The following is a 26643-nucleotide window of genomic DNA, read 5'->3' on the forward strand; positions in this document are numbered from 1 at the left end:
GCGCCGACCTGCCAAGGCAAGCGCCTTCTTTAAAAATCGCCGTTGCGTATTACCCCCACGGCCAGGCCCTCAATGGTGAGCTCCTGAGTGCGCAGATCCACCTCGATGGGCGACAGCTCTTCGTTTTCGGGCAGCAGGCTGACCTTGCTGCCTTTGCGCTGAAAGCGCTTGACGGTCACTTCATCGTCGAGGCGGGCCACCACCACCTGGCCGTTGCGGGCTTCCTGAGTCTTGTGCACCGCCAACAGGTCACCGTCCATGATACCGATGTTCTTCATGCTCATGCCCTGTACCCGCAGCAAAAAGTCTGCCGAGGGATGGAACAGGCCGGGATCGAGCCGGTAGTGACTTTCGATATGCTGCTGGGCCAGTATCGGCTCGCCGGCGGCTACCCGGCCCACCAGCGGCAGGCCCTGCTCTTCTTCCGCCTCTTCGCCAGCCAGGCGAATACCCCGGGAGGTACCGGGCATGATTTCAATCACGCCCTTTTTGGCCAGCGCCTTGAGATGTTCTTCCGCCGCGTTGGCAGACTTGAACCCCAGCACCTTGGCAATTTCCACCCGGGTGGGTGGCATGCCGGTTTGCTGAATATGATCCTTGATAATGTCCAGCACCTGCGACTGGCGGGGAGTAAGGGCTTTCATGGTGAAACCTGTCTGTTTATACAGTTACCTGTCAGTATATCCAGTAATGAGTCCAGAGCAAGCCCCGCAGTGCGAAGCGGCAGTGCGGTTGCACTTCACGACACGCTACAAGTACCTCTATGTAACGCTCGGAAATGCATCTGACCGCCATGGATGGCGGGAATGCCGAAAATGCAGGAGCAACTTTTCGGCCATGGCATTTTATGATCGGCTACAGCAAGCCCCACTGCCTCTTCGAGCAAGATCAAAGCACGGCTTTATTTACCACAGCGCCAGCACCAGGCCGGCGAAGATGGCCATGCCGGCGTGGTTGTTGTTGAGAAAGGCACGAAAACAGGGCATGCGCTCCCGATCGCGGATTAACCGCTGCTGATACACAAACAGGCCGGCGGCCACCAGCAGGCCCCAGTAAAAGGGCGCGGCCAGTTCAAACACCCGGCCCGCCGCCACCAGCAGCAACAGGGTGGCCAGCTGCAGCAGACCCACGATCAGCTTGTCGCGCCGGCCAAACAGAATGGCGGTGGACTTGACCCCTATCTTGAGGTCATCGTCCCGGTCCACCATGGCATACATGGTGTCGTAGGCCACGGTCCAGGTCAGGTTGGCGGCAAACAGCAGCCAGAGCCCGGCGGGCAGGCTGTTGCTCTGGGCGGCAAAGGCCATGGGAATGGCCCAGGAAAAGGCGATGCCAAGAAACAACTGGGGCAGATGGGTGAAGCGCTTCATAAAGGGATAAAGTGCCGCCCAGAACAGGCCGGCAAAGGCCAGGCCGATGGTGAGGGCATTGGTGGTGAGCACCAGCACAAAGGAAATGCCCACCAGCAGGGCGAAAAAGCCCAGCGCCTGACGCTCGGTGAGCTCACCCGACGGCAGCGGCCGGGCATGGGTGCGCTTGACGTGACCGTCGATATGGCGGTCGGCGTAGTCGTTGATCACGCAGCCGGCGGAACGCATGGAGAACACCCCGGCCACAAACACCACCAGCAGCCAGAGCGAGGGCAGACCATTGGCGGCAATCCACAGCGCCCACAGGGTGGGCCACAACAGCAGCAGAGTACCAATGGGCTTGTCGAGCCGGGCCAGGGCCATGTAGGCGCGCCAGCGCGGCCGCGAAGGAGAGGTCAGGGTGGTCATTACACAATATCCCGGTAAGGCGCCGAGGCCGGCAGAAAGAGTTCGGTGACCAGCACGCGGGCAGCACCGGTGCTGAGGGCGGAGCGCCGCGCCCAGGGCGGCATATCGGGCGCAGTGGCATGCAGCCCGGTGCGGGCCAGCAACCGGCGGAACTCCGCCGGCGTGAGCTCCGCCAGTTCAAAGGGGGTGCGTTTCAGGTCCGTCGCTTCAAACATCAGCTCCCCCAGCGCTTTAGTGCCCAGCCCGGACAGCGCCGGCAACGCCGCCTGGGTGGCGGGCGAATAAAGCGAGGTGGCATACACCCAGGGCTCGCCGTCGCACAGCAACAGCACTTCCCGGCAGTAGCCCTGGTCGGCCTGCAGCCAGGCCGCCTGGTCGGGTGTGAGTGGGCGCAGTACCGAGTCGGCCAACACATGCACGTCAAAGGTGCTGCAGTGGCGGCGCAGCCGCCGGGTCAGTGAGCCCGACTCATACAGCCAGTCACACAAAGCGGGCGATATTGGCGCTGAATGACCCCAACGCCAGTCACTGTCGAGGCTGGGGGTCATGGTTGTTTGGTGAAGAGACAAAGACATAAAAACGCATTGGGTCCTGCTTCGGCGGCAACATCACCACCGCTTTATTAGGGCCATGATACAGAAAACGGCGGATGGACTTGACCGCACCGGCAAATATTTAAACAATGCCCGCTCTCTTATTGGTCGGAGACTCATATGTTTCGGTTACTTGCCTTCTGCCTGATGCTGGCGGCCTCGGGCACGCTCAGCGCACAGGAAGAAACGGCGGAGCCCGCCGGGCCCATATACTACACCATGACGCCGGACATTATTACCAACTACCAGAACTCCGGTCAGAACCTGGGCTATGTGCGGGTGGCGGTGGATCTGATGCTGGAGCGACCGGAGCAACTGCCGCTGGTGGAAAGCAACATGCCGCTGCTGCGGGATGCGCTCAACGATCTGCTGGCGGAAAAAAGCCGGCAGGAAATTCGTTCCATGCCGGCCCGCGCCGCCCTGGCCGACGAAGGCCGGCAGCGACTCAACGATTTGCTGTTGCAGGAAACCGGGCAAACCCCGGTACGCCGCCTGCTGTTTACCAGCTTCCTTTATCAGTAACCCGCCGGCGGTTATCGAGCCAGGCCTGCAGCAGGCCGATCAGGGCCCCGCCCAGGTGGGCCATGTTGGCCACCGGGGTGCCCAGCAGATCGGCAAAGCCCAGCACCAGCCACACCACCATAAACACCGCCATGCCGTCAGGCAGGCCAATGCCCCGGGCCGGGTTGAGCCGGCCGCTGAACCAGACGTAGGCCAGCAGGGCGTAGACCACTCCCGACAGACCGCCAAAGCGCGGGCCGCTGGCCCAGAATTGCAGCAGGTTGGGCAGCACCGCCGCCACCAGCAGCAACACCAGCAGCTTGCTACTGCCCAGCCGGCGCTCCACCATGCTGCCCAGATACCACCACCAGAACAGGTTAAACACCAGGTGCATCAAGGAAAAGTGCATCAGCGCCGGGGTAAAGGCACGCCAGAATTCCGTCCCCAGCAGCTCACCCGCAGCCGGCGGAAAGGACAACACCCCGAACATCGGCAGCCCCAGCCAGCTCAGGCCGTAGACCAGCAGGCATGCCAGCAGCACCATCAGATTCACCGGACCGGTCTGGTGCAGCAGGTCGCTGATCCAGCCGCTGCGCTGCGGATTACCGGAAAACTGGGCATGGCTGTCGCCCCGCTTCCAGGAGGCTTCCTGATAACGGGGATGAAAGGGCTCCGCCAGAAAGCGTTTTACTTCCCGGTGGGCTTCCTCAAAGCGGGCTTCGTCCACCAGCCAGATATGCACATTGCCGGTGTCGTCCTGGGTCAGCTCGCAGTGCAGGCCAAGCTCACCCAGGTAGTCCACAAAGGCCTGGGCCCGGCGCGGATCGTCGAGCACCAGCAGCGCCTTCACGACTGGCCGACCACCGCCTGACTGCGACGCCAGGCCTCAAAGCCGCCGTCCAGGCTGTAGACTTCCTCAAAGCCCTGGTTTACCAGGTACTGGGCCGCACCCTGGCTGCTGATGCCGTGGTAGCACATCACGATCACCGGGGTGTCGTAATCCACCTCGTTGGTAAAGGTCACCAGGCTGTCGTTGGTCAGGTGAAAGGCACCCTCGGCGTGAGCCTGCGCAAAGGACTGGGGGTCGCGAATATCCACCAGCCGGGCCCGGCCCTCGCTCAGCATGATGTGGGCGTCGTCCACCGAAATATGGGCAAACTGATCCATAAATTCCTCCTCATTAATGTGGCGCCAGTGTACCCAATTCGGCCTCAGCCGCCCAGATAGGCGTTACGCACCCGCTCATTGACCAGCAGGGCGCCGCCGGTATCGGCCAGCACCACCCGGCCGTTTTCCAGCACATAACCCCGGTCGGCCAGCTTCAGCGCCTGATTGGCGTTCTGCTCCACCAGAAAGATGGTCATGCCCTTTTCTTCCCGTAACTGCGCAATGGTGTCAAAAATCTGATTAATGATAATGGGCGCCAGCCCCAGCGACGGCTCATCCAGCAGCAGCAGCCGGGGCTTGCTCATCAGCGCCCGGCCAATGGCCAGCATCTGCTGCTCGCCCCCGGACATGGTGCCGGCGCGCTGATGGCGGCGCTCCTTGAGCCGGGGAAACATGGCAAACACCTCGGCCATCAGCCCGGCGTGTTCGCGCTTGTCCACGAAAAAAGCGCCCATGTGAAGGTTTTCTTCCACCGTCAGCCGGGCAAAGATGCGCCGACCTTCCGGCACAATGGCGATGTCCCGGCGCATGATGGCGGCGGTATCCAGCCCGGACAGATCCTGACCTTCATAGACCACCCGCCCCTGAGACGGCCGGGGATCGCCGCAGATGGACATCATCAGGGTGGTCTTGCCGGCGCCGTTGGCACCGATAAGGGTGACAATCTCTCCCTGCTCAATGTGCACGGTGACGTCTTCCAGGGCTCGAATCTTGCCGTAGTGGGCGCAGATATTGTCGACATGCAGCATCAGGCTTCTCCCAGATAGGCGTTGATCACGTCGGGATGGCTGCGCACTTCCTCGGGGCTGCCGTCGGCCAGGGGCCGGCCCTGATTGACCACATAGATATGATCGGAAATGTCCATCACCAGCTTCATGTCGTGCTCGATCAGCAGCACGCTGACCCCTTCGTTGTCCCGCAGATCCTGGATCAGCCGGTTCAGCTCCTGGGTCTCGTTCGGATTGAGCCCCGCCGCCGGCTCGTCCAGCATCAGTAAAGACGGCCGTGCCGCCATGCAGCGGGCGATCTCCAGCCGGCGCTGCTGGCCATAGGCCAGGTTACCGGCGGCGCGGTTGGCAAACTCGGTGAGGTTGACCTTTTCCAGCCAGTAATGGGCCCGTTCCAGCCCTTCCCGCTCGGCCCGGCGAAACCCCGGAGTTTTCAGCAGGCCGGCGAGAAAGTTGGTGTTGAGGTGAGCGTGCTGGGCCACCAGCAGGTTTTCCAGCACCGTCATTTCCCTGAACAGGCGCACATGCTGAAAGGTGCGCACCATCCCCAGCCGGGAAATCTTGTGGCCGGGCAGGCCGGCAATGGCCTGGCCGCGAAAGCGTACCGTGCCACCGCTGGGCCGGTAAAAACCCGACAGGCAATTGAACACGGTCGTTTTCCCGGCGCCGTTGGGACCGATAATGGAGACGATTTGCCGCTCATTCATGGTGAGCGCCACTCCGTCTACCGCCACCAGGCCGCCAAAGCGCATGGTTAGGCCGGATACCTTCAGCAGCTCGCTCATGATTTAAGCTCCATGTGGGGACGATGCATGGGCAGCAGGCCTTGAGGCCGCCAGATCATCATCAGCACCATCAGCAGGCCGAACAGCAGCATGCGGTACTCGTTAAATTCCCGGGTGAGCTCGGGCAATATGGTCATGATGATGGCCGCCAGCACCACGCCGATCTGCGAGCCCATGCCCCCCAGCACTACGATGGCCAGAATGATGGCCGACTCGATAAACACGAACGACTCGGGGCTGATAAAGCCCTGGCGGGCGGCAAAAAAACAGCCCGCAAAGCCGGCAAAGGCCGCCCCTATGGTAAAGGCGCTGAGCTTGATAAGCGTCGGGTTGAGCCCCAGCGAACGGCAGGCGATCTCGTCCTCGCGCAGCGCTTCCCAGGCCCGCCCCAACGGCATGCGCAGCAAGCGGTTGATGATAAAGATGGTCAGTACCACCAGCACCAGTGCCAGCAGATACAGGAAGATCACCTTGTGCCCCGAGTTGTAGGCGATGTCGAAAAAGGCATGAAAGGTGTTGTCGCCCCGGCGCTCGAATTCCAGTCCGAACAAAGTGGGCTTGGGAATGCCGGCAATGCCGTTGGGGCCGCCGGTGATCTCGGTCATGTTATTGAGCAATATACGAATGATCTCGCCAAACCCAAGCGTCACGATGGCCAGGTAGTCCCCCCTCAGCCGCAGCACCGGAAAGCCCAGCAAAAAGCCGAACAGTGCCGCCAGGCCGCCACCAAACAGCAGGCAGGTCCAGAAATCCAGCCCGAAATAGGCGTTGAGCAGGGCGTAGCTGTAGGCACCCACGGCATAAAAGGCCACGTAGCCGAGGTCAAGCAGACCAGCCAGGCCCACCACCACGTTGAGTCCCAGCCCCAGCATAACGTAGATCAGCGTGAGCGTGGCCAGATCCACGGCGCCGCGCGAGCCCATAAATGGCCACACCAGCAGGGCCGCCAGCACCAGCACGGTAATGATGCGAAACAGCCAGGGCTGCTCCTCGGGGGCCGGCAGGGCGAAGCTGCCCTTGCGATCCGCCAGATATCGAAAGGGTTTGCGCCAGTGCGCGGCAAACAGCTGGGCGAGGAACACCAGCGCCGCGCCCAGTGCCAGCCACTGCCAGCTGGCATCGAGGCGGTTGGAGACCACCAGCCGGGTGCCCTCGGTTTCCAGACGGAAACCTAGCAGCCAGCCCGCCAGCAGCAGAAACAGACCGGCGGCAATGAGGGAAGCTTTAAGTCGGCTCATACCTTTTCTACCTCCGGTTTGCCCAGAATGCCGGTGGGCATGAACAGCAGCACAAAGATCAGCAAGCCAAAGGACACCACGTCCTTGTATTCGGTACTGAAATAGGCGCCGGTCATGGCCTCGGTCACGCCCAGCAACAGGCCGCCGAGCACGGCGCCGGGAATGCTGCCAATGCCACCAAGCACGGCAGCGGTAAAGGCCTTGAGTCCGGCAATAAAGCCGATATAGGGGTTGATGACGCCATAGTAGGAGCCCAGCAGCACCCCGGCCACCGCCGCCAGGGCGGCACCAATCACAAAGGTCAGGGCGATGATGCCGTTGCTGTTGATGCCGAGCAGATTGGCCATCTTCAGATCCTCAGCACAGGCGCGGCAGGCCCGGCCCATGCGCGAGCGGGAAATAAACAACGACAGCAACGTCATGGCGATAAAGGTGACCACAAAGATGATCAGCTGCATGTAGGACAGGGTGGCCTGAAAGCCCTCGCCGCCAAAGCTCCAGCCACCGGGCAGCAGGGGCGGAATGGCGACATCCCGGGAGCCCTGGGCCAGGCGCATCATGTTCTGCAGAAAAATGGACATGCCGATGGCAGAAATCAGCGCAATCAGCCGTTTGCTGTGACGCAGCGGTCGGTAGGCCACCCGTTCGATGGAATAGCCATACACGCTGGTCAGAATAATACTCACCAGAAAGGCGGCGCACAGCAGCAGAGCTGTGCTGTCGATGCCCAGCATGGTGAGCGCCGTCATCACCATAAAGGCGGCGTAGGCCCCTATCATGTATACCTCGCCATGGGCGAAGTTGATCATGCCGATAATGCCGTACACCATGGTATAGCCGATGGCGATCAGCGCATAGGTGCTGCCGATGGTCAGACCGTTAAGCAACTGCTGAATAAAATAAAGAAGGGGCTCGGACATACAACCATTCCTTGTCGTTGCACAATGAGCGCTGTCTTGAATCAGGCGGGGTTGCCCCCGCCTGTAGCGATGAAATGACTCGGGTTACAGTTGAGTGGAGGAGCCGTCCTTGTGCCAGGCGAACACGCCAAACTCAAAGCCCTTGAGATCGCCCTTTTCATCCCAGGACAGCGGCCCCATGACGGTGTCGACCGGCTCGCCACGCAGGGCCGTGGCCACGGCTTCCGGATCGGCACCGGCACGCTTGATGCCTTCGGCAATGGCTTCTATTGCGGCATAGGTGGTCCACACAAAGGGCCCGGTGGGATCTTCGCCCCTGGCCTGAATGGCGGCCACGATATCGGCGTTGGCCGGGTCGAGGTCGTATTTCTTGGGCAGGGTGACCAGCAGGCCTTCAGACGCGTCCCCGGCGATGGAAGTGATGTCCTTGTGGCCCACGCCTTCCGGTCCCATGAAACGGGCGTCAAAGCCCTTCTCAGCAGACTGGCGCAGGATCAGCCCCAGCTCCGGGTGGTAGCCACCGTAATAAACGAAGTCCACCTGCTCCCGCTGCAGCTTGGCGATCAGCGCCGAGAAGTCCTTGTCACCGGAGGTGATGCCTTCATAGGCCACCACGTTGGCATTGGCCTCTTTCAGGGCATCGCGCACACTGGAGGCCAGACCTTCACCGTATTGTTTCTTGTCGTGAATAATGGCAATGCGCTCGGGCTTGACCTGTTCAACGATGTAGTGGGCGGCGGTGGGGCCCTGATCACTGTCGAGGCCGATGGTCCGCATCACGAACTCCAGGCCACGCTCGGTAATGGTGGGACTGGTGGCCGCCGGGGTCACCATGAGAATGCCTTCGTCGTCGTAGACATCGGACGCCGGCAGGGTGCTGTCGGAGCACAGGTGGCCGGCCACAAACTGAATGCCGTCGTTGACGATACGGTTGGCCACCGCAACCGCCTGCTTGGGGTCGCAGGCATCGTCGAATTCCACCGCTTCCAGGGTATGCTCGCCCAGTTTGCCCGACTTGTTGATAAGCTCCACCGCCATGCGGCCGCCGGTAAACTGCATATCGCCATACTGGGCCACCGGGCCGGTCACCGGGCCGGCAATGGCAATTTTGATGTTGTCGGCCTGAGCGGAAAACGCTGCGCCGTAACCCAGAGCCGCAAACACCGCCAGTGCGACCGCCTTTTTCTTCCTTGTCACCATACGAACATCCTCTATTCGAAATCGGATAGCCGGAACGGCTCCGGCCGTCTTCATTGTTCTAACCCTTGTACGAAATTAGCACAAGGGGAAAATGCTTCGAATGGGACCGGGGGCAGGTTGAGACTGGGGACTGGGGACTGGGGACTGGGGACTGGGGACTGGCAGTATGGTGCCTGGATCATAAAGGGCCTGCCGAAACAGACCCTTTAACCGATTTACTGTGGCAAGTCAGACAATAACGGGCTTATTGCCAGTCGAGGATAACCTTGCCGGACTGACCGGAGCGCATGACGTCAAAGCCCTGCTGGAAGTCATCCACCTTGAAGTGGTGAGTGATGATGGGGGTCAGATCCAGACCCGACTGGATCAGGCTGGCCATCTTGTACCAGGTCTCGAACATTTCCCGGCCGTAAATGCCCTTGAGCACCAGCCCCTTGAAGATCACCTGGTTCCAGTCAATGGCCATGGAAGACGGCGGAATACCCAGCATGGCCACCTTGCCGCCGTGGTTCAGCTTGGCCAGCATGTCCTGAAACGCCGCCGGCACGCCGGACATCTCCAGACCCACGTCAAAGCCCTCGGTCATTCCCAGCTCGGCCATGACGTCGTCCAGTTTCTCGGTGGCCACGTTCACCGCCCGGGTCACGCCCATCTTGCGGGCCAGCTCGAGACGGTAGTCATTGACGTCGGTAATCACCACATGGCGCGCACCCACATGGCGGGCCACGGCGGCGGCCATAATGCCGATGGGGCCGGCGCCGGTGATCAGCACGTCTTCGCCCACCAGATCGAACGACAGCGCGGTGTGCACGGCGTTGCCAAACGGGTCGAAGATGGACGCCAGATCGTCGGAAATCTCGTCGGGCAATTTAAAGGCATTAAAGGCCGGGATCACCAGGTATTCGGCAAAGGCCCCTTCCCGGTTGACGCCCACACCCACGGTATTGCGGCACAGATGAGTGCGCCCGGCCCGGCAGTTGCGGCAGTGGCCACAGGTAATGTGGCCTTCACCGGAGACCCGATCGCCAATGGCGAAACCGCGCACTTCCTGGCCGATGGCCACCACCTCGCCCACGTATTCGTGGCCCACCACCATGGGTACCGGAATGGTCTTTTGCGACCAGTCGTCCCAGTTGTAGATATGAATGTCGGTGCCGCAGATGGCAGTTTTGCGGATTTTAATCAGCAGATCGTTGTGACCCAGCTCGGGCTCGGGCACGTCGGTCATCCAGATGCCGGGTTCGGCTTTCAGTTTTGCCAGTGCTTTCATGGTCATTTCCCTCAGATTACGCCCAGTTCACGGCCGACTTCGGTAAAGGCCGCAATGGCCCGGTCCAGCTGCTCGCGACTGTGGGCTGCCGACATCTGGGTGCGAATGCGCGCCTGGCCCTTGGGGACCACCGGAAAGGAAAAGCCGATAACGTAAATGCCCTTTTCAAGCAGCTTGTCGGCCATTTGCGAGGCCAGCGCGGCATCGCCCAGCATCACCGGAATAATGGCGTGATCCTTGCCCGCCAGAGTAAAACCGGCGGCGGTCATTTGCTCTCTGAAATAATCGCTGTTTTCCCGCACTTTTTGTCGCAGATCGTCACCGTTTTTCAGCATTTCCAGTACCTTGATGGAAGCAGCGACGATCGCCGGGGCCACCGAGTTGGAGAACAGGTAGGGACGAGAGCGCTGGCGCAGCCAGTCGATCACTTCCTTTTTGCCCGAGGTGTAACCGCCCGAGGCACCGCCCAGGGCCTTGCCAAGCGTGCCGGTAATAATGTCGACTCTGTCCATCACCTGGCAGTATTCATGGGTGCCCCGGCCCTGTTCGCCGACAAAACCTACGGCGTGGGAGTCATCCACCATCACCAGCGCGTTGTACTGGTCGGCCAGATCGCAGATGGCGCTCAGGTTGGCAATCACGCCGTCCATGGAGAAGACGCCGTCGGTGGCGATCAGTTTGAAGCGGACACCGTCGGCCTCGGCCTGCTGCAGGCGGCTTTCCAGCTCGGCCATGTTGTTGTTGGCGTAGCGGTAGCGCTTGGCCTTGCACAGACGTACGCCGTCGATGATGGAGGCGTGGTTCAGCGCATCGGAAATGATGGCGTCTTCCGGGCCCAGCAGGGTTTCGAACAGGCCGGCATTGGCATCGAAACAGGAGGTATAGAGAATGGTGTCTTCCATACCGAGAAAGGACGACAACTCGCTTTCAAGCTGCTTGTGCAGATCCTGAGTGCCGCAGATAAAGCGTACCGAAGCCATACCGAACCCGTGGCTTTGCAGGCCCTGCTGCGCCGCCTCGACCAACGCAGGGTGGTTGGCCAGTCCCAGATAGTTGTTGGCGCAGAAATTGATCACTTCCTGCTCGCCCACGCGAATGGCTGCGCTCTGGGGCGAGCTGATCACCCGCTCCTTCTTAAAGAGCCCTTCCGCTTTGGTGTTTTCCAGCTGCTCGCTTAAATAAGCATAAAATGCCGACGACATAACAAACTCCCGTTTTCCATGTGGCTATCTGGGTTTAACTCAGGCCATTTTACTACCTCACTGCTCAATACTCATAACTTATTCCGCCAGTGCGCACTATTTGTGAAAGGGATCACCAGGTACGGCCGCCAGAGCCCGATAATGTGCCAGTATTTGGCTCAACTCGAGTCCTTTGCTCGAATGAAAGTAGGGTTTGAGCAAGGTGAGTACTCTGACAACTCCTTCGTAAAGTACCCCCTGGCTGATGCGGGGCTGCAACGACTGCACCTGCTGGTAGCTGACCCAGCACGACACCAGCAGCTTGAGGTTTTGCGCCAGGGAGGCAATGTCGTCATCGGGCACCTTCAGCACATGTTGGGCATTCAGCTCCCGCAACAGGGCCTGCAGGTTGCCCTCAAGCTCTTGCTGCAGCTCCAGATATTGCCGGTGCAGCTCCGGGTCCCGAAGCAGAATATCGTTGAGGTTGGCGTACAGAAACCGGAACTCCCACATCACGTAAAACACCGCATCCAGATAATGAAACCAGAGTGCCGGGCTGGCGCTGGCAGAGCCGGTAACGGGCGTGAAACTTTTGCGCAAATGAGCGCTGTACTTGGCAAAAATGCAGTGAATGATGTCGTTCTTGTTGCGAAAGTGATAGTAAAGGTTACCCGGGCTGATGCCCAGGTGGGCGGCGATATGATTGGTGGTGACCCTGGCTTCACCCTGCTCGTTGAACAGAGCGAGCGCGGCGGCCACGATGCGGTCCCTGGTTTTCATGGGGTTAACCCGGCCACGGTGGCATTTCACTGAGTGATAACTGAATAGTAACACAGGGTCGCAAGTTAGTTTTTCGCGGTGGAGGCGTGGTAAACTTGCGCCAATTTTTCTTCGAACAGCCGAACATTCGGTTCGGCCAGCAAGAGGCAGACTGCGATGATCATTGTAACTGGCGGTGCCGGCTTTATTGGCAGCAACCTGGTAAAAAACCTGAACGATCAAGGCCGTACCGATGTGGTGGTGATCGACGATCTGACCGACGGCACCAAGTTCGTCAACCTGGTCGATCTGACTATCGCCGACTATCTGGACAAGGACGAGTTCCTGCACCGCATTGTGTCCGGTGACGAGTTCGAGGAATGGGGCGGCATTGAGGTGATCTTCCACGAAGGCGCCTGCTCGGCCACCACCGAGTGGGACGGCAAATTCATGATGGAGAACAACTACGAGTACTCCAAGGATCTGCTGCACTACTGCCTGGAACGGGAAATTCCGTTCATTTACGCCTCTTCCGCCGCTACCTACGGCGGCCGCAATGACAACTTCATTGAAGAGCCGCAATACGAGCAGCCGCTCAACGTCTACGGCTACTCCAAACAACTGTTCGACCAGTATGTGCGCCGCCTGATGCCGGAGATCCGTTCCCAGGTAGTGGGCCTCAAGTACTTCAACGTCTACGGCCCCCGCGAGCAGCACAAGGGCAGCATGTCGAGCGTGGCTTTTCACCTCAACACCCAGCTGCACAAGGGCGAAAACCCCAAGCTGTTTGAAGGTTGCGACGGTTTCGGCAACGGCGGTCAGATGCGCGACTTCATCTACGTGGGCGATGTGTGCAAGGTCAACCTCTGGTTCTGGCAGAATCCGGAAGTCTCCGGCATTTTCAACTGCGGCACCGGCCGCGCCGAGCCCTTCCAGAATGTGGCCGAAGCGGTGATCCAGCATCATGGCAAGGGTGAAATTGAATACATCCCCTTCCCCGAGCACCTCAAGGGCCGCTACCAGAGCTTTACCGAGGCCGACCTCACCAAGCTGCGCGCCGCCGGTTACCCTCACGAGTTCAAGACCGTGGCCGAAGGTGTGGCCGAGTACATGAGCTGGCTGAACAAGGCCTGATGGGCATCACGAGGTCAATCCCTTGAACATTACCGCCAACATCATCACTCTCAATGAGGAAGACAACATCGCCGCCGTGATCGAATCGGTCAGGGCGGTGTGCGATGAAATCATCGTGGTCGACTCCCTCAGCACCGACCGGACCTGCGAGATTGCCGAATCCATGGGTGCCCGAGTGATCAAGCAGGCCTACCTGGGCGACGGCCCGCAGAAAGCCTTTGGGGTCCAATTCTCCAGCAACGACTGGATCCTGAGCCTGGATGCGGACGAGCGGCTGGACGACGATGCCATCGCCGCCATTCGCGGTCTTAACCTGGCCACCACGCCTCACGACGCCTTTTCGTTCTGCCGCAAGACCTTTGTGGGCAAAAACTTCATTCGTCTTTGGTACCCGGACCGGGTCACCCGCCTGTACGATCGTCGCAAGTGCGGCTTCTCGGCCAAGAAGGGACATGCCAAGGTGGAAGCCGGCAACATTTGCCAGCTCAACGCCAACCTGCTGCATTATTCCTACGACGATTACGCCCACATGGTGCGTACCACCGAGAAGTTCATCAAACGCGGCGCCGTGCTGGCGCTGGAAGACGGCAAGCGGGCCAAGGCCTGGGATCCCTTCACCCACGGCCTGGCCGCCCTGTTCAAGGCGCTGATCCTCAAGGGGGGATTGTTTCATGGCATCAATGGCTGGAACGTGGCTGTGATCTCTGCCTTCAGCTCTTACATGAAATACGCCGTCATGCTGGACATGCAGAAAGATGAGCAATAACAAAAAGGTGCTCGAGCTCTGCCTGTCGCCGGACCTGGGCGGGCTGGAGCTGTACATGCACCGCTGCAGCCTGGCCCTGGCCGAGCACCACAGTGTGGTGCCGGTGATCGCCGAGGGTGCCCGCCTGGTCGGGCGCTTTGCCGAGCAGGGCGGTGAGGAAAAGGTGCTGAAAACCGGCGGCCGTTTCTCCCTGCGCACCGCCTGGCGGCTGGCCCGGCTGATCGACGAACATCAGGTGGATCTGGTCCATTTTCACTGGACCAAGGACATGCCCATCGCCGTGCTGGCCAAACAGCTGTCCCGCCGCAAGCCGCTGCTGGTGCAGAGCCGCCACATGACCATGACCCGGTTCAAGGGCGATCCTTTCCATCGCTTTCTGTACCGCCACATCGACCACATGCTATGCGTCACCCAGGCCGTGGCCGACCAGATCCACACCTTCATTCCCGCCGACATTCGTCCGGGCACGACCGTGCTCTATCCGGGAGCGGATGAGGTCGAGCCCCTGACCGAGGCGGAACGACTGGCCCTGCGACGAGAGCTGGGTGGGGACGAGGCGTTTTTGATCGGCCTGGTAGGCCGTATCAATCAGGCCAAGGGCCAGCACCTGCTGATCGAGGCGATGGCGCAACTGGCGCCTCAGCACGCCGAGCTGCGCGCTCTGATCGTCGGCCACGCCATGCGCGAGGAGTATCTGGACAAGCTGAAACAAAGGGTGGCAGCGCTCGGGCTGAAGGATCGCATTCGCTTCCTCGGTTTTACCGACAGGCCCCATGCCCTGATGCAGGCCTGCGATCTGATGCTGACCACCTCCCGCAATGAGACCTTCGGTCTGGTCACGGTGGAGGCCATGCGCTGCGGCACCGCCGTGATCGGCGCCAACAGCGGCGGCCCGCTGGAGATCATTGAGGTCGGCGAGAACGGCCTGCTGTTTGAAAGCGGTAACGCCGAGGATCTGGCGAGCAAGATAGAGCGGTTGTTCTCGGATACAGCGCTGCGAGCCCGACTGGCCGCCGCCGGACGGGACAAGGCCGAACAACGGTTCGACAACGGCAAACACTTTCGAGAACTGGGTAGGCTGTTCGCCGAATGGTAATCACGGCGCCGGCTTCAGGCCGGCAGCTGTGCACGCAACAGCTGCTCGACAAAGACCCGGTAGGGCTCCCCCCTGAGCTTGTTCACCGTCAGTGAACGGCGAATGGCGTCCCACTGCCGATCCCGTTTTCGGGGCAAGCGGCGCACATGGGCGTCAATCCAGATAATCTCCCCTTGCGCATCCAGCAGCAGGTTGTTGTAGTGCAGGTCGCGATGCACATAACCGGCTCGAGCCAGTCGCGCCACTTCCTCACTGAACCGGGTCAGAAACGCCAGCCGTTTGGTCTCATCCATCTCCTCAAAGCAGTCACCGCCGGAGCGGGCATGCTGCCGGTGTTCCATCAGCAGCAAGGAGCCGCCGGCATTGTCCGGATGCAGCGACACGCCCCAGCCAAAGCAGCGGGGGGTGCGTAGGCCCGCCTTCTGCAAAATGCGCAGGCTGCGGTACTCCTTGGCCGCGTCCGTCTGCAACAGCAGTCGTTTTTCCAGGTAGTCGTGCAACAGCCACTTCAGCGGCTGCCGCCGGCGGGAGTACCGGTCGGTGGACACCTTGCCCAGAATCGCGCCGTCTTCGGACAGGTAGAAGCGACTGCTGCCCACCGCCTCAAACTCGTCGGTCAGCGTTGAAGACACCAGCCGCAGCGGCCCATTCAGGGACTCGGCGAACAACCAGTATGACCAAAGCTCGGCGCCGACCGGAATGTCGATACGTTTCATGGCGTGAACGTCAGAGCGCTTCGAACTGGGGCAGTACGGTTTCTTTCAGGAACTGCTGGTAATGGCGTGGCTCGATCACCACCGGCGCCTCGTCCATGCGGCGAATGGCCGCGGCCAGGCCCTCGGTATCGTCCCGGGACAGCAGAAAGTCCGCCAGTTCCTGAGTCAGTATCTCCTTGGGACCGCTGGGGCAATCCACACTGATCACCGGCGTGTGCAGCAGCAAGGCTTCGATCAGAACGCGCGGCAGACCTTCGGCATCGGAGGTCAGGATCATGGCTTTGGCCCGTGCGATCCAGGGATAGGGATTGTGGTGATAACCCACCATCTGCACCTTGTCCTGCAGACCCAGCTCATCTATCTGACGGCGAATAGCCGCCTCGTTCTCCGGCTTGCCCTTGCCCATGATCAGCAAGGGCGTTCTCACGCCGCTCGCCTTGTAGGCCTTGAGCAAACGGTCATGGCGCTTGCGCGGCTCCAGTGCCGCCACGCACAGAAAGAAGTCGTGCTCCGGCAGAGCGGTGGCTTCTTCGGCCGCCATCTCCACAAAGGGCTCACGCTCGTAGGGGTTGTAGATGGGAATAATGTGCCCGGCTTGCAGCCCGACCACCTGCTCCAGGTTCTCCTTCACCCCGTGAGACACGGCGATAACCTGGCGTCCCCGGTAGAAACGGCGCACCTTGGCAAAGGCCTTTTCTCGCTTGACCTCATCGCTGAACTTGGCGGATACGTCGGACTTTATCCAGAAATACAGGTTGGGCTGGTTCAGGTGACGGGTGATCTTGTCACAGGAACAGGAAATAGTGACATCAGGGCACCACTCCTTAAGAGCCTGGGCAATGCGCCGTGCCTGCCACTTTTCGGTCAGAGCCGTGCTGGTGGCCTTGGTAAAGCGGGTGACCACGCCCAAGTTTACCACTTCCAGCTCCTCGGGCACCCTGTGCTCAACCAGCTCCCGCAGGGTGAACACGATCACCGCATGACCGCGTTGGCGCAGCTGATCTGCCGTATAGATTAATGACTTCTGAGCCCCACCGCCGTAAAGATCTTCAATGACGAAGGCAAATCGCTTGTGGTTCAAGTCTTGTTCCTTGGCAATGGGGAAAATGGCTGGAAATGCTAACGCAAAGGTTAGAGGCAGGCAAGGCAGGGACATAGCCAGTAAGTTGAGGATTGAAATCGTGTTAGTATTTTCTCGCTTATTCCATCAAGGTCATGCAGCAACAGCTGCTTACGCGTTATGGCTGTATCTCCTTGCTGCATACTAGGAAAAATCAAACGCACCTATTAGCCAATGTAAAAGTAACATTGGAACAAGATGTAAAAATGCCACCCGACTGACGTAAATGCAAAGCCTGGCCAGCATTCAAAAATATGGATTAAATTTATGAATTTAAAAGAGTTTATCAGCCACTGCCATGTTGAAGTACTACGTTCACGCAATGGTTTGCTCTTGCTCAGACTGTTTAGATGCCTGTGGTCCCAAGACATGTCTCGCCAGGTCGCCCTGCGCATCCGCCTTGCTCAAATGTTGCGCCACTACGGATTCAAAAAGCTATCTCAGCGCCAACTTTTTAAACTAGCGACACGCTTTGGTGTTTACCTTGGAAATCGTACCCAGATTGGCCTTGGTGTCCGCTTCCCTCATCCCACTTCCGTCGTAGTTGGAGCAGGCCTACGCATTGGTTCAAAATGCCGTCTTTACCAACAAGTTACATTGGCGGCAGCACCTGAGCACTGGCAGGATTTGATGCCTCGGCTAGGAGACCATGTAACTGTTTATCCTGGAGCCAAATTTGTCGGAGAAGGTCGTGTTGGAAATAATGTCGTGGTGGGCGCCAACGCTGTCGTTAACAAAGTATTTGGCGATAATGTTGTGCTGGCTGGAGTACCTGCACGCATAGTTGGCTCAATCGAGCCCCTACCTATAGCCACCGAAGCAGATGAATAAAATGCGCCCCTCTCTTTCCACCCCTCTTTTTCCGATCTAAATGAGTTTTTCATGAAACCTCACGTTCTTTTTGTTACAGATCATCTCAATACCGGCGGTGCACCCATAGTTGTGCGTGACTTGTGCGTGGCGCTTGATCGTGCCGGCGCACGCATGACACTTATCGTATTGAGTGACAGGGTTGCCCATGAACTGCCGGACTCCGTCACTGTGCATCGCCTGCCATACACCGCGACTGGATGGTTACAGCGCCAACGTCGCTATCGCAACCACGCTCAAATGCTCGATGCGTTTCTTGACACTCATCTGCTCACCGATGCATCACTGGTTGTGGCGCATCTTCACCATGCCCATCAGGTAGTCAGCCGTAGCCAATTGAAAGATAACGCCTGGTATTGTTTACATGCTGATCCCACCATAGGCTTTCTGGGGAACAAGCGTGGTCTGGACCGACTGCGTAAACGCCGTCAGGTACGCAAGCTTTATCAGGGGCATCGCTTGATTGGCGTATCTCAAGGGATCCTGGACTCACTGGCCACGACCTTCCGTGTTCAGGGTAATCCCGGTGTCGCCTTGCATAATCCTCTGGATCTAGAAGCCATCGCGTTGCGCAGCCAGGAAACGGTGACTGACGTACCGGAAGATTACCTGCTTTACGTCGGTCGGTTGGAGCAGCGACAAAAGCGTTTTGACCGCTTACTGTGCGCCTATGCCGACAGCGGTGTGGGCATCCCCTTGGTGCTCATCGGTGAAGGTGGTGCCCGTCATTTTATTGAGACCGAAATTGAACGACTGGGTCTGCAGGGACGAGTACTCTTGCTCGGCAAGCGTGAGAATCCTTACGCCTATATGCGCAGAGCACATGCCTTGGTGCTGAGTTCAGACTATGAAGGTTTCCCCCTTGTTGCTGTAGAAGCACTCGCCTGCGGCACCCCCGTCGTTAGCACCGACTGCCCCACCGGCCCGTCTGAAATTTTGATCGGGGAGCTGGCCCGCTACCTGGTACCCTTGAACGAACCGGCCTCCTTCGCCAACACCCTCCGCGACGTGGTAGACAATCCAGTCCCTGTTTCTGCTACCACAGTTGCTCATTTAAACGCCGAGCAGGTAGCCCGGCGTTATCTGGCATTGGCGGGCAAATAGCGTAAAATCCCATTTCATTTATCTCTTGCCGCTCATCAGCGGCATGAAGCAAACGGTATCAATGTATGAAAGTAACCGTATTTGGCACCGGCTATGTCGGTCTGGTTCAAGGAGCCGTGCTGGCGGAAGCCGGTCACGATGTATTGTGCGTAGACGTGGATGAGCACAAGGTTGCGGCCCTAAAAAACGGCGTCATTCCTATTTATGAGCCCGGACTTGAGGCTTTGGTCAGGCAAAACCACGAGGCCGGCCGGCTCGACTTTACCGTGGACGCCGGCCGGGGCGTCACCCACGGCGACATTCAATTTATCGCCGTGGGCACACCGCCGGACGAGGACGGTTCTGCCGACCTGCAATACGTACTGGCAGTGGCCGATACCATCGCCACCCATATGCAGCGCCACACCATAGTGGTGGACAAGTCCACGGTACCGGTCGGCACCGCCGACAAGGTGGTGGACCAGATCGGCAAGCGCCTGAACAGCCTGGGCAAGTGTGAGCTGACCTTTGATGTCATTTCCAACCCCGAGTTTCTCAAGGAAGGTTCGGCGGTGGCCGACTGCATGCGGCCGGACCGCATCATCATCGGCACCAACAGCTCGAGCGCCGAAGAGGTGATGCGCGAGCTCTACGCCCCCTTCAACCGCAACCATGAAAAAATCATCGTCATGGACGTACGCAGCGCCGAGCTCACCAAGTACGCCGCTAACTGCATGCTGGCCACCAAGATCAGCTTCATGAACGAAATGGCCAATCTGGCCGAGCAGCTGGGCGCCGACATCGAGATGGTGCGCCAGGGCATCGGCAGCGATCCCCGCATCGGTTACCACTTCATCTATCCCGGGGCAGGCTATGGCGGCTCCTGCTTTCCCAAGGATGTGCAAGCGCTGATCCGTACCGCCGACGGAATCGGCTTTGACGCTCATGTGCTGAAGGCGGTGGAAGTCCGCAACCAGCAGCAGAAAACCACCCTGTTTGAGAAGATTCATCGTCATTTCGACGGCAAACTGGCCGGCAAACGCTTCGCCCTCTGGGGGCTCGCCTTCAAGCCGAACACCGACGACATGCGCGAGGCGCCGAGCCGGGTGCTGATGGAAGCCCTGTGGCAGGCCGGTGCTCACGTACAGGCCTTTGACCCAGAGGCGATGGAAGAAACCCAGCGCATCTACGGGGAGCAGACCCGCAATGGCCAGCTGACCCTGTGTGGCACCAAGGAAGCTACCCTTAACCAAGCCGATGCCCTGACCATCGTCACCGAGTGGCAGAGCTTCCGCGCACCGGATTTCGACCTGCTGCGCCAGCAGCTGAGTCAGCCGCTGATCTTTGACGGACGCAATCTGTTCGAGCCGGCGCGCATGCACAAAAAAGGCTTTGTCTACCATTCGGTCGGCCGTCAGACCAAGAGCGCCCAAGCCTAAACCTTCGACGCCCGGGACGCCGGGCGTGTCATTTCGGCCCTGCCTTAACACGGGCCCGCAAGAGAACACCGTGATATGAAAATACTTGTTACAGGCAGCGCCGGCTTCATCGGCTACCATGTTGCCACTGCCCTGCTGGAACGCGGCGACGAGGTAGTCGGCTTTGATAACGTCAACGATTACTACGATCCGGCGCTGAAGGAAGCCCGACTGGCGCAACTGGAAAAAACCGCCGCCCGCACCGGTGCCGGTTATCACTTCATTCGGGCCAACCTGGCAGACCAGGCCAAAGTGACCGAGTGCTTCAACGAGCATCATTTTGATCGCGTGATCCACCTGGCAGCCCAGGCCGGCGTGCGCTACTCGCTGGAAAACCCCCACAGCTATGTGGAAAGCAACCTGGTCGCCTTTACCAACATTCTGGAAGCCTGCCGTTATCATCAGGTGGCTCACCTAACCTACGCCAGCACCAGCAGCGTATACGGAGCCAACACCAGCATGCCGTTTCGGGAAGAGCACGGCGCCAATCATCCGCTGCAGTTCTACGCCGCCACCAAGCGCGCCAACGAACTGATGGCCCACAGCTACAGCCACCTGTTCGGTCTGCCGACCACGGGCCTGCGCTTTTTTACCGTGTACGGTCCCTGGGGTCGCCCGGACATGGCGCCCTTCAAGTTCACCAAGCGCATCGCCGAGGGCGATCCCATCCAGGTGTACAACCACGGCAATCACAGCCGGGATTTCACCTATATCGATGACATAGTGCAGGGCATACTGCTGGCCAGCGACCACATCGCCACCCCGGCGCCGGAGTGGGACAGCGCCGCACCCGCACCACATCAAAGCGCGGCCCCTTACCGCCTGTTCAACATCGGCAACAACGACCCGGTGCATCTGGGCAACTTTATTGAATCCATCGAAAATGCCCTCGGCATCAAGGCGATAAAGGAGTACCTGCCCCTGCAGCCCGGTGATGTGCCCGACACCTTTGCGGACAGCTCTGAACTTCACCGATTGGTGGGATACCAGCCGAGCATTTCCGTCAGCGAAGGCGTCAAACGCTTCGTTAAGTGGTACCAAAGCTTTTACCAATCTTAAAACGACCCATGATGAAAATTCTGGTTATAGGCCCGTCCTGGGTCGGAGACATGGTGATGTCCCAGAGTCTCTACATCACCATAAAGAAACTACACCCGAATGCCGAGCTACATGTCATGGCGCCGGCGTGGTGCTGCGCTCTGCTGGAGCGCATGCCACAGGTGGACAAGGCCATTGTCATGCCGCTTGGGCACGGTGACTTCAAACTGGCCGAACGCTTTCGGCTGGGCCGGCAGCTGGCAACAACATGCTACGACTGGGCCATTATTCAACCCAATTCGCTCAAATCGGCGCTGATCCCGCTGTTTGCCGGCATCAAAAAACGCACGGGCTGGAAGGGTGAGTCACGTTACGGTCTGCTCAATGATCTGCGCAGCAACAAGCACGACTTTCCGCTGATGGTGGAGCGTTACAACGCCCTTGCCTACCCCAAGACGCAAATGAAAAGCCATCAGGACATTCCCGAACTGCCCTGGCCGGCACTGAGCGTGAACGTTGATAACCAGCACTCCGCACTTGCCGAGCTGAATCTGCCCACCACTATGCCGGTGCTGAGCCTTTGTCCCGGCGCCGAGTTTGGCCCCGCCAAGCGCTGGCCCGAGCAATATTATGCCGAGGTGGCCCGGCACCAGATTGAGCAAGGCCAGCAAGTATGGATTTTTGGCTCCGCCAAGGATATTCCGGTTGCGGAGAGTATCAGGCATCATTTACCCAGCAACCTGCAGCAACATTGCCATGTGCTGGCTGGCAGAACCTCGCTACATCAGGCCATTGACCTGATGGCACTGAGTACCGCCGTGGTATCCAACGATTCCGGACTGATGCACATAGCCGCAGCTCTGCAGCGCCCTTTGGTGGGAGTGTATGGCTCAACTTCGCCTCAATATACGCCGCCCTTGGCGGAGAAAGTTGCCGTGGTGCACACCGATATCGAATGTCGCCCCTGCTTCAAGCGGGAATGTCCGTTGGGTCACCTCAAGTGCTTGAAAGAGCTGCCTCCTAAGCGGGTAATTGACGCCCTGGCTCAACTGGCAGACTGATAATCATGTTTTATCGACTGGTTTATAACCTGCTTATCCACCTGTTCAGCCCGCTGTTACTGGCGTTGTTGTACTGGCCCAAGAAAGGCAAGCCCGGCTTTGGCAAGCGCTGGCCGGAGCACCTGGGGCTGGTTACTTCCACCACCGGCGAACAGCCGGTGTGGCTGCATGCGGTCAGTGTGGGGGAAATGATCGCGGCCACGCCGTTAATCAAACAGCTGAAAGCCGAATACCCGGAGTTGCCGATACTGGTCACCACCACCACCCGCACCGGTGCCGACCAGGCCGCCAAGCTGGGTGATCTGGTTGAACACCGCTATGCTCCGCTGGACTTTCCTTGGGCGGTCGCCCTGTTCCTGCGGCGTGTTCGGCCCCGGGCGCTGCTGATAATGGAAACCGAACTCTGGCCCAACTGGCTGGCCGCCTGCGGCAAACGCATGCTGCCGGTGATGGTGCTCAATGCTCGTCTCTCTGCGCGCTCTGCCGACAGATACCGGAAATTTCACCGCATTTTCTGCCTGTTATCCCAAAATATTACGCATATTGCCTGCCAGTACCAAGACGATGCCGACCGCTTTGCCGACCTGGGGCTGCCTCAAGGGCGGCTGAGTGTCACCGGCTCCATCAAGTTTGATATCGACTACGACGATGCAGTGCGAGAGCAGGGGCAAGTACTGCGAGCGCAACTGGGTACTGAACGCCCGGTATGGATTGCCGCCTCCACCCACGAAGGGGAAGATGAACAGCTGCTGGCTACCCACCTGAACCTGCTGGAAAGTCATCCGAACGCCCTGCTGATACTGGTGCCGCGTCATCCCCAGCGTTTCGATCAGGTGGCGGCTCTGGTGCAAAAACACAGGCTCAGTCTGCATCGCCGCACTCAGGATGAGCCTGTGGCGACTCCTCAGGTGTATCTGGGAGATACCATGGGTGAGCTGCCAATTATGCTTGCTGCGGCAGACATCGCCTTTATCGGCGGCAGCCTGATTGAGCGGGGCGGCCACAACCTGCTGGAGCCGGCCGCCCTGGGCAAGCCCGTGCTGACCGGTCCCTCGACCTTTAACTTCAACGACATTCGCCGCGAACTGCAACAGGCCAAGGGAGCCGGCGTGGTAACCAGCAGCCAGATGCTTGCGCAAACACTGATGCAGCTGTTCGCGGATGAACCACAACGCAACGCCATGGGAGCTGCAGCCTTGAGCGTCGTCAAGGCCAATCAAGGTGCTCTCTCCCGCACCCTGACAGCCATTGGCAATCAGCTGCCCTTGTAATACCCCTTCAGCAGGGCTTTCCAGTCCTGCTCTTCCCAGTGGAACTCCTGGTGGAGGCCTTGCTCCTTGCGGAATGAGCGCAGCAGACGCTCCATGTTTTCCCTGGCCCAGCTGCCGGGCTGGCGGAAATGGCACTTGTCGAAGTCGATGAGCCAGCTTTTGCCGTTATCGTCCAGCAGTATGTTGTGACTGTTGAGATCGGCATGATAAAGGCCGGCATTATGAAAGCTGCGAATGGTCTGGCCAATGCTTTGCCACTGCTCTGCGTCCAGCTCGCGCTCTTTAAGAATGGCCACCAGATCCCGTGCTCCCTCGATACGGGTAAGGATAATATCGGCACGATAAACAAAGTTGGAACGGATCATGCGTGCAGCACAGGGGCGCGGCACCGGCAGGCCCTTTCGGTACAGCTTGGCCAGCACGGTAAACTCGGCCATGGCCCGGCTTTTGGACTCGGCCACATGCAGAAAGGTATCTTCCATTACCCGGCCGATCATGCCACCCCGGTAGTAGTGACGCAGTACCTTGTGGCCCACCTCGTCTTCCACGAACCAGGTGGTGTTGCGTCCCACCGACTTGCCGCGAATGGCGTCCTGCTCACGCCAGTAGTCGATTTCAAAGAAGTCCCGGTGAAAATCACCAAAGCATTCCGGGTCGTACCAGATAATTTCGGAGCCGTGCTCAATTCGTTCCATTGCCATCCCCCCAGCGAAAAGCCGAATTTTACATGGCCGAAAAGGCTTTGCATAATGCCGGACTCCAATTCCACAAGAGTTTCCTTATGGCAGTGTTCACCTCGGCTCCCGAGTCCCTGTGTTTGCTGCGCCTGTCCGCTATTGGCGACTGCTGCCATGCGGTAGCGCTGGTGCAGGCCATACAACGTCAGTGGCCCGAGACCCGCATCACCTGGGTCACCGGTAAAATAGAAGCCCAGCTGCTGCGTCAGCTGCCCGGCGTCGAGATCCTGGTGTTCGACAAGAGCGCCGGCTGGGGCGCATACCGTCAGCTGTGGCAGCAACTGCGCGGCCGCCGGTTCGATGCCCTGCTGCACATGCAGGCGGCCATTCGTGCCAGCATCGCCAGCCTGGGTATTCGCGCCAAATACCGGCTCGGATTTGAGCGGGAGCGTGCCAAGGACGGCCAGTGGCTGTTTACCAACCTCAAGGTAACAGCGAGCGGCGAGCACGTGGCAGACGGCTTTATGAGTTTTGGCAAGGCACTGGGACTAATGGAAATCACCCCGCGCTGGAACTGGCCTATTTCTGCCGAAGCGCAGAGCCAGGCCGCTCACTACCTGGACAACCGCCCACTGTTGCTGATCTGCCCCGCTGCCAGCAAGGCCTACAAGAACTGGACCGCCGAAGGCTACGCCGCCCTCGCCGACCACGCCCATGTACGAGGCATGAAGGTGATGCTGATCGGCAGCCCGGCAAAGATGGAGCGGGATCTGGCGGCGAACATTCAGCAGCTCACCGCGAATATCGACGAAAACCTGGTTGGCCAGACCAGCCTGCCCGAGCTGATGGCACTGATCAGCACCGCCAGTCTGGTGGTGGCACCCGATACCGGACCGGCACACATGGCCACCCTTACCAATACCCCCGTGCTGGGACTGTATGCCCATCACAATCCGGCCCGTACCGGCCCCTATCACTGCCGGGACTATGTGGTCAGCGCCTACGAAGAAGCCCTACTGGCGGAAACCGGCAACACCCCGGACCAACTGCCCTGGCGTACCCGGGTCAAGGATGCTCACGCCATGGAACGCATCACCATTGAACAGGTGAAACAGCAGTTCGACCGCATTTATACCGACTTGGTGCAATTAAAAACGGTACACGCTGACAAGTAATCACCCGCCCAGGGGGTGACCTTGCCGGCCACGGCGGCGACGTCCACGCTGCTCATGTCTTCGGCCTCGGCCCCTGTCGGCGGATGAAATGCCAGATGGCGGCCCTCACTGTTGAGCGGGCGCCAGCGCAGCGGCGTGGCCGAGCGGCGCAGGGGAAAGAAACCTACGGTGGGCACATCCAGGGCGGCGGCAATATGCAGCGGCCCGGTGCTGCCGGCCACGAACAGCTGACCACAGGCCAGCAACCGGCAAAAGTCCGGCAGCGGCAGTCCGCTGGCCACCACGGCATGGTTGCCGGCCTGGTTCGCCACCTCCTGCGCCAGCGCGTCTTCGCCCGGCCCGGCGGTCAGCACCGGCTGTGCGGCGGGAAAGTCCGCTGCCAGCCGGGCAATCAGCGCGGCGTACTGCTCCGCACTCAGGTTGTTGGCCGAGCCGCCGCTGCCGGCGTGCACCAGCAGCCAGGGCCGGGCAGCATCAATGCCAAGCCGCCCGGCCTGTTGCTCACGAAACGCCGCCAGCTCGGCGGGTTCAAAGCTCAGGTAAGGCGAGGAAGGCTCCACCGGACGAATGCCGTTTTTGGCAAGAAAGGCGCGCACCAGATCCAGGTTGTATTCAAATTCCGGTTTGGCGGACTCGGAGCGGCGCTGTTTTACCCTGTGGTTATACAACACCTGGGCCAGCTTGGTGGCGGGCGCCCAGCGCTGGGGAATGTCCGCCTGCCACATCAGTTTGGCGTTACGAAAGTTTGAGAAAAGACAGATAACAGCGTCGAAATTACCGGCTTTCAGCTGTTTCAGCAGGGCCTTTTGCGCCGCACCCTCACCCTGTTTTCCCGGGTCGGACAGCACGGCGTCAATGCCGGGGCACAGCTCGGCCAACGACTGAGTATAACCGGGTACCAGGGCGGTAATATGGCAGTCGAGCGACGCCTTCAGCATGGCAAAAGCCGGCCAGGCCAGCATAAAATCGCCGATCTTGTCGTTGCGTACCACCAGTATTCGCTTCATTCCGCTCTCCCGCTTGCTCACATGCTGCGGT

The 26643-nt window shown here is 59.6% G+C and carries 28 protein-coding genes; 11 read left to right on the forward strand and 17 right to left on the reverse strand.

What is annotated here, in order from left to right; genetic code table 11:
• Positions 1-29 precede the first annotated feature (29 nt).
• From lexA to Q9290_RS11035, 3 genes are all read right to left on the reverse strand, one after another.
• Complete coding sequence (gene lexA / locus Q9290_RS11025) at positions 30-644, reverse strand: transcriptional repressor LexA (RefSeq protein ID WP_306079704.1); 615 nt, start codon at positions 642-644, stop codon at positions 30-32.
• Between the two features lie 261 nt (positions 645-905).
• Positions 906-1778: a 4-hydroxybenzoate octaprenyltransferase gene (gene ubiA, locus Q9290_RS11030; protein ID WP_306079705.1), complete on the reverse strand. Its 873-nt coding sequence runs from the start codon at positions 1776-1778 to the stop codon at positions 906-908.
• Entirely contained in the window at positions 1778-2326 is a 549-nt protein-coding gene (locus Q9290_RS11035; RefSeq protein ID WP_306079706.1) for a chorismate--pyruvate lyase family protein, read from the reverse strand. Before Q9290_RS11035 ends, ubiA begins: the two co-directional genes overlap by 1 nt.
• Positions 2327-2491: 165 nt before the next feature.
• Between Q9290_RS11035 and Q9290_RS11040 the strand changes: the two genes are divergently transcribed.
• Complete coding sequence (locus Q9290_RS11040) at positions 2492-2893, forward strand: flagellar basal body-associated FliL family protein (protein ID WP_306079707.1); 402 nt, start codon at positions 2492-2494, stop codon at positions 2891-2893.
• On the opposite strand, the gene glpG is transcribed toward Q9290_RS11040, so the two are convergent.
• The 10 genes from glpG to Q9290_RS11090 form a co-directional block, all read right to left on the reverse strand.
• Positions 2871-3722 (reverse strand): rhomboid family intramembrane serine protease GlpG, encoded by an 852-nt coding sequence (gene glpG / locus Q9290_RS11045; protein ID WP_306079708.1) that lies wholly within the window; start codon positions 3720-3722, stop codon positions 2871-2873. The two genes, Q9290_RS11040 and glpG, sit on opposite strands and share 23 nt — an antisense overlap.
• Positions 3719-4039 carry a thiosulfate sulfurtransferase GlpE gene (gene glpE, locus Q9290_RS11050; RefSeq protein WP_306079709.1) on the reverse strand — a complete coding sequence of 107 codons (321 nt, stop codon included), beginning with the start codon at positions 4037-4039 and terminating at the stop codon, positions 3719-3721. The genes glpG and glpE overlap by 4 nt, the downstream gene beginning before the upstream one ends.
• A 44-nt stretch (positions 4040-4083) precedes the next feature.
• Entirely contained in the window at positions 4084-4788 is a 705-nt protein-coding gene (locus tag Q9290_RS11055) for an ABC transporter ATP-binding protein (protein WP_306079710.1), read from the reverse strand.
• Positions 4788-5552 carry a high-affinity branched-chain amino acid ABC transporter ATP-binding protein LivG gene (livG, locus tag Q9290_RS11060; protein ID WP_371930919.1) on the reverse strand — a complete coding sequence of 255 codons (765 nt, stop codon included), beginning with the start codon at positions 5550-5552 and terminating at the stop codon, positions 4788-4790. The genes Q9290_RS11055 and livG overlap by 1 nt, the downstream gene beginning before the upstream one ends.
• Positions 5549-6790: a high-affinity branched-chain amino acid ABC transporter permease LivM gene (locus Q9290_RS11065; protein WP_306079711.1), complete on the reverse strand. Its 1242-nt coding sequence runs from the start codon at positions 6788-6790 to the stop codon at positions 5549-5551. The genes livG and Q9290_RS11065 overlap by 4 nt, the downstream gene beginning before the upstream one ends.
• Positions 6787-7710, reverse strand: a complete 924-nt coding sequence (livH, locus tag Q9290_RS11070) for a high-affinity branched-chain amino acid ABC transporter permease LivH (protein ID WP_306079712.1) — start codon at positions 7708-7710, stop codon at positions 6787-6789. The genes Q9290_RS11065 and livH overlap by 4 nt, the downstream gene beginning before the upstream one ends.
• Before the next feature lie 84 nt (positions 7711-7794).
• The gene (locus Q9290_RS11075) at positions 7795-8910 is read right to left on the reverse strand and encodes a branched-chain amino acid ABC transporter substrate-binding protein (RefSeq protein ID WP_306079713.1); all 1116 of its coding nucleotides are present in this window, start codon (positions 8908-8910) and stop codon (positions 7795-7797) included.
• Positions 8911-9154: 244 nt separating this feature from the next.
• Entirely contained in the window at positions 9155-10180 is a 1026-nt protein-coding gene (gene tdh / locus Q9290_RS11080; protein WP_306079714.1) for an L-threonine 3-dehydrogenase, read from the reverse strand.
• 11 nt (positions 10181-10191) lie between these two features.
• The gene (locus Q9290_RS11085; RefSeq protein ID WP_306079715.1) at positions 10192-11382 is read right to left on the reverse strand and encodes a glycine C-acetyltransferase; all 1191 of its coding nucleotides are present in this window, start codon (positions 11380-11382) and stop codon (positions 10192-10194) included.
• Between the two features lie 96 nt (positions 11383-11478).
• Positions 11479-12141, reverse strand: a complete 663-nt coding sequence (locus Q9290_RS11090) for a TetR/AcrR family transcriptional regulator (protein WP_306079716.1) — start codon at positions 12139-12141, stop codon at positions 11479-11481.
• A gap of 156 nt (positions 12142-12297) precedes the next feature.
• Between Q9290_RS11090 and rfaD the strand changes: the two genes are divergently transcribed.
• From rfaD to Q9290_RS11105, 3 genes are read left to right on the forward strand one after another with little or no spacing between them, the layout of a single operon-like run.
• The gene (gene rfaD, locus Q9290_RS11095) at positions 12298-13254 is read left to right on the forward strand and encodes an ADP-glyceromanno-heptose 6-epimerase (RefSeq protein ID WP_306079717.1); all 957 of its coding nucleotides are present in this window, start codon (positions 12298-12300) and stop codon (positions 13252-13254) included.
• 22 nt (positions 13255-13276) lie between these two features.
• Entirely contained in the window at positions 13277-14020 is a 744-nt protein-coding gene (locus Q9290_RS11100) for a glycosyltransferase family 2 protein (RefSeq protein ID WP_306079718.1), read from the forward strand.
• The gene (locus Q9290_RS11105) at positions 14010-15116 is read left to right on the forward strand and encodes a glycosyltransferase family 4 protein (protein WP_306079719.1); all 1107 of its coding nucleotides are present in this window, start codon (positions 14010-14012) and stop codon (positions 15114-15116) included. The genes Q9290_RS11100 and Q9290_RS11105 overlap by 11 nt, the downstream gene beginning before the upstream one ends.
• A 14-nt stretch (positions 15117-15130) precedes the next feature.
• Here Q9290_RS11105 and Q9290_RS11110 read toward each other — a convergent pair whose 3' ends face one another.
• Together Q9290_RS11110 and Q9290_RS11115 are read right to left on the reverse strand one after the other, a co-directional pair.
• Positions 15131-15832, reverse strand: coding sequence for a lipopolysaccharide kinase InaA family protein (locus Q9290_RS11110; protein ID WP_306079720.1), 702 nt, complete (start codon positions 15830-15832; stop codon positions 15131-15133).
• A 10-nt stretch (positions 15833-15842) separates the two neighbouring features.
• Entirely contained in the window at positions 15843-16913 is a 1071-nt protein-coding gene (locus Q9290_RS11115; RefSeq protein WP_306079721.1) for a glycosyltransferase, read from the reverse strand.
• A 306-nt stretch (positions 16914-17219) separates the two neighbouring features.
• On the opposite strand from Q9290_RS11115, the gene Q9290_RS11120 reads away from it, so the two are divergent.
• The 6 genes from Q9290_RS11120 to waaA all read left to right on the forward strand — a co-directional run bounded on the left by Q9290_RS11120 (position 17220) and on the right by waaA (position 23753).
• On the forward strand, positions 17220-17783 hold the full coding sequence (locus tag Q9290_RS11120) for an LbetaH domain-containing protein (protein WP_306079722.1): 564 nt from the start codon (positions 17220-17222) through the stop codon (positions 17781-17783).
• A 51-nt stretch (positions 17784-17834) separates the two neighbouring features.
• Entirely contained in the window at positions 17835-18926 is a 1092-nt protein-coding gene (locus tag Q9290_RS11125) for a glycosyltransferase (protein ID WP_306079723.1), read from the forward strand.
• 65 nt (positions 18927-18991) lie between these two features.
• A complete protein-coding gene (locus Q9290_RS11130; RefSeq protein ID WP_306079724.1) occupies positions 18992-20344 on the forward strand; it encodes a UDP-glucose dehydrogenase family protein in 1353 nt (450 codons plus the stop codon).
• A gap of 75 nt (positions 20345-20419) precedes the next feature.
• Entirely contained in the window at positions 20420-21442 is a 1023-nt protein-coding gene (locus Q9290_RS11135) for an NAD-dependent epimerase (RefSeq protein WP_306079725.1), read from the forward strand.
• Positions 21443-21453: 11 nt separating this feature from the next.
• Complete coding sequence (gene waaF / locus Q9290_RS11140; RefSeq protein WP_306079726.1) at positions 21454-22482, forward strand: lipopolysaccharide heptosyltransferase II; 1029 nt, start codon at positions 21454-21456, stop codon at positions 22480-22482.
• A 5-nt stretch (positions 22483-22487) separates the two neighbouring features.
• Positions 22488-23753, forward strand: a complete 1266-nt coding sequence (waaA, locus tag Q9290_RS11145) for a lipid IV(A) 3-deoxy-D-manno-octulosonic acid transferase (protein WP_306079727.1) — start codon at positions 22488-22490, stop codon at positions 23751-23753.
• On the opposite strand, the gene Q9290_RS11150 is transcribed toward waaA, so the two are convergent.
• Entirely contained in the window at positions 23738-24448 is a 711-nt protein-coding gene (locus tag Q9290_RS11150; protein ID WP_306079728.1) for a 3-deoxy-D-manno-octulosonic acid kinase, read from the reverse strand. The two genes, waaA and Q9290_RS11150, sit on opposite strands and share 16 nt — an antisense overlap.
• A gap of 86 nt (positions 24449-24534) precedes the next feature.
• Here Q9290_RS11150 and Q9290_RS11155 point away from each other — a divergent pair, with 86 nt between their 5' ends.
• The gene (locus Q9290_RS11155; protein WP_306079729.1) at positions 24535-25605 is read left to right on the forward strand and encodes a glycosyltransferase family 9 protein; all 1071 of its coding nucleotides are present in this window, start codon (positions 24535-24537) and stop codon (positions 25603-25605) included.
• Here Q9290_RS11155 and Q9290_RS11160 read toward each other — a convergent pair.
• Positions 25560-26612 carry a glycosyltransferase family 9 protein gene (locus Q9290_RS11160; protein WP_306079730.1) on the reverse strand — a complete coding sequence of 351 codons (1053 nt, stop codon included), beginning with the start codon at positions 26610-26612 and terminating at the stop codon, positions 25560-25562. The genes Q9290_RS11155 and Q9290_RS11160 overlap by 46 nt on opposite strands.
• Positions 26613-26643: the final 31 nt, after the last annotated feature.

It is taken from the genome of Oceanimonas aquatica (genome assembly GCF_030732065.1).
GTDB lineage: Bacteria > Pseudomonadota > Gammaproteobacteria > Enterobacterales > Aeromonadaceae > Oceanimonas.